This window comes from Streptomyces sp. AF1A, from assembly GCF_047340315.1.
GTDB lineage: Bacteria > Actinomycetota > Actinomycetes > Streptomycetales > Streptomycetaceae > Streptomyces.
Map to the genome: position 1 here is coordinate 1 of NZ_JBLEBI010000252.1, position 7,670 is coordinate 7,670.

General features: G+C 73.4%; 6 protein-coding genes. 2 read left to right on the forward strand and 4 right to left on the reverse strand.

What is annotated here, in order from left to right; genetic code table 11:
* Positions 1-232: 232 nt before the first annotated feature.
* The 4 genes from ACLU3S_RS34515 to ACLU3S_RS34530 all read right to left on the reverse strand — a co-directional run bounded on the left by ACLU3S_RS34515 (position 233) and on the right by ACLU3S_RS34530 (position 5,889).
* Entirely contained in the window at positions 233-2,623 is a 2,391-nt protein-coding gene (locus tag ACLU3S_RS34515) for a DUF3488 and DUF4129 domain-containing transglutaminase family protein (RefSeq protein ID WP_413955921.1), read from the reverse strand.
* Positions 2,620-3,981 carry a DUF58 domain-containing protein gene (locus ACLU3S_RS34520; RefSeq protein ID WP_413955922.1) on the reverse strand — a complete coding sequence of 454 codons (1,362 nt, stop codon included), beginning with the start codon at positions 3,979-3,981 and terminating at the stop codon, positions 2,620-2,622. Before ACLU3S_RS34520 ends, ACLU3S_RS34515 begins: the two co-directional genes overlap by 4 nt.
* Positions 3,981-5,021, reverse strand: coding sequence for an AAA family ATPase (locus ACLU3S_RS34525; RefSeq protein ID WP_413955923.1), 1,041 nt, complete (start codon positions 5,019-5,021; stop codon positions 3,981-3,983). The genes ACLU3S_RS34520 and ACLU3S_RS34525 overlap by 1 nt, the downstream gene beginning before the upstream one ends.
* Positions 5,022-5,277: 256 nt before the next feature.
* A complete protein-coding gene (locus ACLU3S_RS34530; RefSeq protein WP_413955924.1) occupies positions 5,278-5,889 on the reverse strand; it encodes a beta-class carbonic anhydrase in 612 nt (203 codons plus the stop codon).
* 357 nt (positions 5,890-6,246) lie between these two features.
* On the opposite strand from ACLU3S_RS34530, the gene rsmH reads away from it, so the two are divergent.
* Both rsmH and ACLU3S_RS34540 read left to right on the forward strand, forming a co-directional pair.
* Complete coding sequence (gene rsmH, locus ACLU3S_RS34535; protein WP_413955925.1) at positions 6,247-7,203, forward strand: 16S rRNA (cytosine(1402)-N(4))-methyltransferase RsmH; 957 nt, start codon at positions 6,247-6,249, stop codon at positions 7,201-7,203.
* Positions 7,204-7,245: 42 nt separating this feature from the next.
* On the forward strand, positions 7,246-7,670 hold a 425-nt coding region (locus ACLU3S_RS34540; protein WP_413955926.1), incomplete at its 3' end, for a septum formation initiator family protein.

Here is a 7,670-nt window from a genome sequence, read left to right on the forward strand (position 1 = left end):
TGCCGGGATCGCGGCGCCGACGAGTGGGCCGGCGTCGCCTCGCGGACCCCGAGGCGGTTGGAGCGCCTGCCTGGCCCGGCTTGGCCCGGCCCGCGATACAGCGCCGCCTCGTGGTGGTCCGAGCGGCCGGCCTCCCTGGTGCGAGGGCCTGCGAGCCGTCGGGTGGGGCGTTGCTGCCCGTGTCCGGGATCGCGGCGCCGACCGGTGGGCCGCCGCCGTGGCGTCCGTGTGGTTAGCCTCCCTGGTGCGAGGGTCTGCGGGCCGTCAGGCGGGCCGCTGCTGCCCGTGTCCTCGATCGCAGGGCCGACCAGCGGGCCGACGTCGCCCACAGCACCCGTACCGAGGAGCGGGGCAGGAACAGCGCACGCAGCCGCGTCCGGGTGCTCACCGTGCCGTGCAGTCCCTCGATCACCCGGCGCACATCCTCCGCCGCTCCCGCGGCCGGGCGGGGCCGGGGTGCGTACAGCACCTGCTCCACCGCGTCCGCCACCCGGTGCACCGCGGCCCCGGCCGCCGGGTCGAGGTGCCCGAGCCGGACGATCCGGGTGGCAGCCTTGCGCGGCGTCAGCGACTCGTCCGGCGGGACGCCGTGGTCCCATGCGCTGTCCGCCAGTTCCTGCCAGGTGGCCAGCACATGCGCCGCCGCACCCTCCTCGGTCCGGGCGTGCCCGCCCAGCCGCAGCGACCGCACCCGCGCCCGCCACAGCATCGGCGACAGCGGAACCGCCAGCACCACCAGCGCGCCCAGGCCGGCCAGCACGTACCACCACGGGCCCGGACCGCTGCCGCCGCTGTGCGGGGCCGCCGCGGCCGACGGGCTGCCGCAGGCCTGCAGCTTGACCAGCCGGCTGCTGCAGCTCTCGCTCGGCGAGGCCGCCGACGAGGGCGCCGAGGACCTGTTCTTGGACGGCAGGGTCTCGTCCGGCAGCGAGGAGCCGGGCGTGTCCGACTGCGTGTACGACGGCGCGGTGCCGCGGGTGGGGGTCGGCTCGAAGCGGGTCCAGCCCACGCCCTCGAAGTACAGCTCGGGCCAGGCGTGGGCGTCCTTCAGGCTCACCGCCACCGTGCCGTCGGCCTGCGGGGTGCCGGGTGCGAAGCCCACCGCGACCCGGGCCGGGATGCCGAGGGTGCGGGCCATCGCCGCCATCGCGAAGGAGAAGTGGACGCAGAAGCCCTGCTTCTTCTTCAGGAACTTCGCGATGGCGTCGGGCCCGCGGCCGACCTGAACCTGGGTGTCGTACTGGAAGCCGCCGCTGACCGCGAAGTAGTCCTGGAGCTTGACGGCCTCCTCGTAGTGGTTCTTCGCGCCCGCCGTGACCTCCAGGGCGGTGCGCGCCACGACCTTGGGCAGCGACGAGGGCACCTTGGTGTACTCGCGCCTGAGGGAACCCGGCGGCTCGGGCGCGGTGGCCAGCTGCTCCGCGGTCGGCTGCACGTCCAGGCTGGTGACCTGGTAGGTCTTGCCGCGCGTGGTCTGGCCGTGGTCCCCGACGAGCGTCATGCCCACCGGCTCGTACCGCCAGTTGCCGTCGACCCGCACGCCGCTCGGCGGGTAGGGCATGGGCAGCCAGTCCTGTGCGTACCAGTCCGCCGCCCTGACACTCGTCCGCACCGTGCTGCGCTTGACGTCCGGGCTCAGGCCGATGGGCGCGGGAAACGTGTCCGGCACGCCGACGATGTGCCGCTGGGCCGGCTTCCAGGTCGTGCCGTCGAAGTCGTCCAGGGACACTATGCGCAGGTACAGGTTGGAGATGTCGTTCGTGCTGGTCTTCAGCGACAGCACCTGGCGGTCGTTGTCCGTGTTCAGGCTGTCGCGCAGGGACACCAGCGGGTTGACCGCGGAGATCGTGCCCCCGCCGCCGTTGCCCGCCCCCACGCCGGTGCCCGCCGCGTCCAGCAGCCCACCCTGCATCGCGGGCAGGGCGAGCGGCACGAACAGGGCCACTCCGAGGGCGACCGCGCCGATCCGGCGCCCGGTGCGCACCGGGGCCACGGCGCCGGTGTCCGGAGTGTCCGGGGAGCGGGACGGGCTGCCGAAGACCCGGCCCCACTGCGCGAGCCGGTCCCGGCCCTCCGCGAGCAGCAGCATCAGATAGCCGCCCGCCGCGACCAGGAACCACAGCCAGTCGGCGCCGCCGTTGGACAGCCCCGCGGCCACCGAGTACAGCGCGAGCAGCGGCAGCCCGGCCGGGGCCGCGCTGCGGAAGGTCACCGCGAGCGTGTCCACCAGCAGACCGATCAGCAGCACCCCGCCGATCAGCATGAGCCTGATGCCGTCGGTGAGCGGCGCCGGTATCGTGTACTGGCTGACGTCCTGGCCGCCCTGCTGCAGCACGGCGGCGAAGTAGCGGAAGGCGTCCGGGCCGGGGATCAGCCCGGCGACGGCGTGCTCGCGGGCGAAGACCAGGGTGAGCAGCAGCAGGGTGGCCAGCGCCTGCGCCGCCACCGTCAGCGGCCGGCCCAGCGGCACCCGCCGCGCCGCCGCGCCCACCCCCGCCTGCACCGCGACCAGCGGGACCAGCTCCAGCAGCCAGGAGGGCTTGTCCACCAGCGGCAGCAGGGCGCACGAGGCCATCAGCGTGGCCGCGACGGCGCACAGTGCCAGTCGTGCCCGCCCGCTCATACCGGTGCCTCCCCGCTCACGGCGGCCAGGCCCGAGCGCTCCCGGTCCGCCTGCCGCCACAGTGCGTCCAGCGAGGCGCCGCGCGGCACGCTCAGCGCCGTCCAGCCCGCCTCGCGCAGCATCCGCAGCCGCTCGGCGTGCCGGTCGCCCGGGCGCGGCACATCGGCCGCCTCGCGCCCCCAGGTGTCCGGGTCGAGCACGAAGGCGACGGCGCCGCCGCTGCGCCGGCTCATCTTGGCGACGGTCGCGGCCTGTTCCTCGTCCAGGTCGCCGAGGAACGCGATCAGCAGGCCCGCGTTGCCGCCGCGCAGCACGTCGTAGGCGCGGGACAGGCCCGTGCCGTCGGAGTGGTCGATCACGGCGAGGGTGTCCATCATCAGGCCGGCCGCGTCCGCGGTCTCCTGGCCGCTGCCGGCGAACCCGTCGGCGCCCTCGCCGGGCACCGCGCTGCCACTGTCCGTCAGCAGCCGTGCGGAGAAGCCGCGTTCGAGCATGTGCACCAGCACCGAGGCGGCGCCGGAGACGGCCCACTCGAAGGCCGAGTCGGGGCCCGCGCCCTCGTAGGCGCCGCCCCGGGTGTCCAGCAGCACGGTGCAGCGGGAGCGCCGGGGCTGCTCCTCGCGGCGCACCATCAGCTCGCCGTAGCGCGCGGTGGACCGCCAGTGCACCCGGCGCAGGTCGTCGCCGTAGCGGTAGCCGCGCGGGATCACGTCGTCCTCGCCCGCCAGGGCCAGCGAGCGCTGCCGCCCGTCGCCGTAGCCCTTGGCCTCGCCGCCGAACCGGACCGGACTCAGCGGATCCACGCGCGGGATGACGGTGAGGGTGTCGAACGTCGAGAAGGATCGGGTGAGTTCGCACATGCCGAAGGGGTCCGTCAGCCGCAGCTGCAGCGGGCCCAGCGGATAGCGGCCGCGCAGGTCGGAGCGGACCCGGTAGGACACCTCGCGGCGACCACCCGGCTCCACCCGGTCCAGCACGAACCGCGGGCGCGGTCCGAGCACGTAGGGCACCCGGTCCTGGAGCATCAGCAGGCCGGTGGGCAGCCGGGAGACGTTGTCCATGCGCAGATGCACCCGGGCCTCGCTGCCGGCGGGCACGCGCGCGGGGGACAGGCGGCGGCTGCCGGCGACCCGGTAGCGCGTGCGGTACAGCACGGTCGCGCAGATCAGGGGCAGCGCCGCCAGCAGCAGGCCGACCCGCAGCAGGTCGCTCTGGCCCAGCACGTACGCGCAGATCGCGGCGGCGATGCCGGCCGCCAGGAACGAGCGGCCGCGGGTGGTCAGACCGCCCAGGGCCGTCCGGATCCCGCCCGCCTCCCCGCGGTCGGCCTCGGCCGGCCCGGTCCCCCAGGCGCTCATCACAGACTCCGCGGGGGCTGCTGGGGATAGGCCGGGGCGCCGCCGCCCAGGCCGCCGAAGCCGCTCTGCCGGCCCGGCGCCGCCGGCACCGGGGTCTGCTGCAGGATCTCCTGCACAACCTGCTCCGCCGTACGCCGGTTCAGCTGGGCCTGGGCGGTGGGCAGCAGCCGGTGCGCGAGGACGGCGACGCCGAGCGCCTGGACGTCGTCCGGCAGCGCGTACTCCCGGCCGGCGAGCGCCGCGGACGCCTTCGCCGCGCGCAGCAGGTGCAGCGTCGCGCGCGGGGACGCGCCGAGTCTGAGGTCGGGGTGGGTACGGGTGGCGGCGACCAGCTCCACCGCGTACCGCCGGACGGCCTCGGAGACGTGCACGGTGCGCACCGCCTCGATCAGCTTCACGATGTCGTGCGCGTGCGCCACCGGCTGCAGGTCGGCCAGCGGGCTCACCCCGCCGTGGACGTCGAGCATCTGCAGCTCGGCCTCGACGCTCGGATAGCCGACGGAGACCCGGGCCATGAAGCGGTCGCGCTGCGCCTCGGGCAGCGGGTAGGTGCCCTCCATCTCGACCGGGTTCTGCGTCGCCACCACCATGAACGGGCTGGGCAGTTCGTACGTCTGCCCGTCGATGGTGACCTGCCGTTCCTCCATGGACTCCAGCAGCGCCGACTGGGTCTTCGGCGAGGCGCGGTTGATCTCGTCGCCGATCACGATCTGCGCGAAGATGGCACCCGGCTTGAACTCGAAGTCCCGGCGCTGCTGGTCCCAGATGGACACGCCGGTGATGTCCGAGGGCAGCAGGTCGGGCGTGAACTGGATGCGCCGCACCGAGCAGTCGATGGACCTCGCCAGCGCCTTGGCGAGCATCGTCTTGCCCACCCCGGGGACGTCCTCGATCAGCAGGTGGCCCTCGGCGAGCAGCACGGTGAGCGCGAGCCGTACGACCTCGGGCTTTCCCTCGATCACGCCCTCCACCGAACCGCGCACCCGCTCCACCGTGGCGGTCAGATCAGTGAGGCTCGCTCGATCGTCATAGGTCGTCACCCGGCCCTCCTCGGCCCGTTCTTTCCGGGCCGACGCTCGATGCGCAACCGGCCCACCCCGAAACACGGACACCACGCGGGAATGGTTCCGCGTGACGCCACACCCCGCATTCTTGCTGCCGTTACCGATTCGTGTCACTCGCCTGTGGACAACTGCCCGCACGATGTCGGTCTTACCGCCTTTTCGACCGCGTTTTCGATACGGTTCGGCGCGGGGGAGACGGGATGTGTCAGGGGTGGCCGGCCGGCACGGGCGGTCAGGCCGGGTCGACCTCGCGCAACCGGCCGGTGCGCACGTCGAAGACGAAGCCGCGCACGTTGTCGGTGTGCAGCAGGAACGGCGAGGTGCGCACCCGCTGCATGGACTGCCGTACGTCCTGGTCGACGTCCTGGAAGGACTCCACCGCCCACGCCGGGCGCTGGCCGACCTCCATCTCCAGTTCGTTGCGGAAGTCCTCGGTCAGGGACTCCATGCCGCAGCCGGTGTGGTGGATCAGTACGATGCTGCGGGTGCCGAGCTTGCGCTGGCTGATGGTCAGGGAGCGGATGACGTCGTCGGTGACCACGCCGCCCGCGTTGCGGATGGTGTGGCAGTCGCCGAGCTGCAGGCCGAGGGCCTGGTGCAGGTCGAGCCGCGCGTCCATGCAGGCCACCACGGCGACGTGGAGGACGGGACGCGCGTCCATTCCGGGGTCGGTGAAGGCCTCGGCGTAATGCCCGTTGGCCTCCACGAGGCGGTCCGTCACGGTCCCGCCGGTGGTTATGGCGCCTTCGGATCCAGTGGGTACTCCCGCGGAAGTCGTCATACCCACGACGTTACTGGTCACCGAGGGTCCTGGCCCGGTGTGAGACGGGACAAAGAACGTCATCGTGGCTTGTTGTGAGCTACCCCATAGCCTCGGCAAACCACCCGCTTACGGGTGAATCAGTTCGAATCATGGTTACCGGCCCGCGGCGGTGCGCGACGCGCAGGCCGGTTGATTGACCGCGAGACAGGGTGGACTAAAGTGACGCGAAGCGGGAGGCGTGGGTCTTCCTGCTGGTGAAACCCCCCGGAGACCCCGGCACCCGCCCGGACCGTCTCCCCGCGTGCGCGGCGCGTACGTACGGCTCGGCCTCCTCCCGCTCCCGGTCGGCTGACGCTTCCGGCGCCGGTCGACCCGTCCCTTCGCGAGCTGGCGGGGACCCGGCGGTGCGGACGGCCCCGCCGGACATGAGAGGCCCCCTTGAGCCAGAGTCGACACGTCCCGGTGATGCTCCAGCGGTGCCTGGATCTGCTGGCGCCCGCCCTGGAGCGCCCTGGAGCGGTGGTGGTCGACTGCACCCTCGGCCTCGGCGGGCACAGCGAGGCGCTGCTGACCCGGTTCCCGGACGTGCGGCTGCTCGGCCTCGACCGGGACAAGGAGGCGCTGCGCCTGTCGGGGGAGCGGCTGGCTCCGTTCGGCGAGCGGGCCACCCTGGTGCACGCGGTCTACGACGAACTGCCCGACGTCCTGCACCGGCTGCGCATCGCGCGCGTGCAGGGCGTGCTGTTCGACCTCGGGGTCTCCTCCATGCAGCTCGACGAGGCCGACCGGGGCTTCGCCTACGCGCAGGACGCGCCGCTGGACATGCGCATGGACCAGACGACCGGCATCAGCGCCGCGGAGGTCCTCAACACCTACCCGGCGGGCGAACTCGTGCGCATCCTGCGCGCGTACGGCGAGGAGAAGCAGGCCAAGCGGATCGTCGCGGCGATCGTGCGGGAGCGCGAGAAGGAGCCGTTCCACAACAGCGCCCGGCTGGTGGACCTCATTCGCGAGGCCCTTCCGCAGGCCGCGAAACGCACCGGCGGCAACCCGGCGAAACGGACGTTCCAGGCACTGCGCATCGAGGTCAACGGTGAGCTCGCCGTCCTGGAGCGGGCCGTCCCGGCCGCGGTGAAGGCCCTGGATGTCGGGGGGCGCATCGCCGTGCTGTCGTACCACTCGCTGGAGGACCGGCTGGTCAAGCACGTGTTCGCGGCCGGCGCCGCGTCCACCGCGCCGCCCGGGCTGCCGGTGGTGCCCGAGCGCTACCAGCCGCGGCTCAAGCTGCTCACGCGCGGTGCCGAACTTCCCACGGAGGAAGAGGTCGCCGAGAACCGTCGGGCCGCCCCGGCCAGGCTGCGGGGTGCCGAGCGCATCAGGGAGGACGCCGAGTGAGCGAGACGGGTCGGTTGGCTTTCCGGACTCACTGGGGGAGTCGTGAGTAGGAAACCCGAACTGAGGGGGAGGGCGGCCCGGCTCACCCGGCTGCTCCCGGCCGGCCGCGCCAGGGCGGCCCGCACTCCGTTCGTCCTGCTCGTCGTGCTGCTTCTCGGCGGCGGTCTCATCGGGCTGCTGGTGCTGAACTCCGCGCTCAGTGAGGGCTCGTTCCAACTGGCCGACCTGCAGAAGCGGACGAAGAACCTCACCGACGAGGAACAGGCGCTCCAGCGGGACATCGACGCCTTCTCGTCCCCCGACGCCCTGCAGCGCCGGGCCCGCGAACTCGGCATGGTCCCCGGCGGCGACCCGGCCTTCCTCGGCCCCGACGGCTCGGTCAAGGGCGTCCCCGGCACCGCCGGCCCCGCGCCCGCCGATCTGGCCGGCCCGGTCCCGCCGGAAGCCCTGACCCCCTCGGCCGGCCT

Coding starts and splice junctions, on each gene's coding strand:
- ACLU3S_RS34515 (WP_413955921.1), bottom strand. CDS start 2,623: ATGAGCGGGCGGGCACGACTGGCACTGTGCGCCGTCGCGGCCACGCTG.
- ACLU3S_RS34520 (WP_413955922.1), bottom strand. CDS start 3,981: ATGAGCGCCTGGGGGACCGGGCCGGCCGAGGCCGACCGCGGGGAGGCG.
- ACLU3S_RS34530 (WP_413955924.1), bottom strand. CDS start 5,889: ATGACGTTCTTTGTCCCGTCTCACACCGGGCCAGGACCCTCGGTGACC.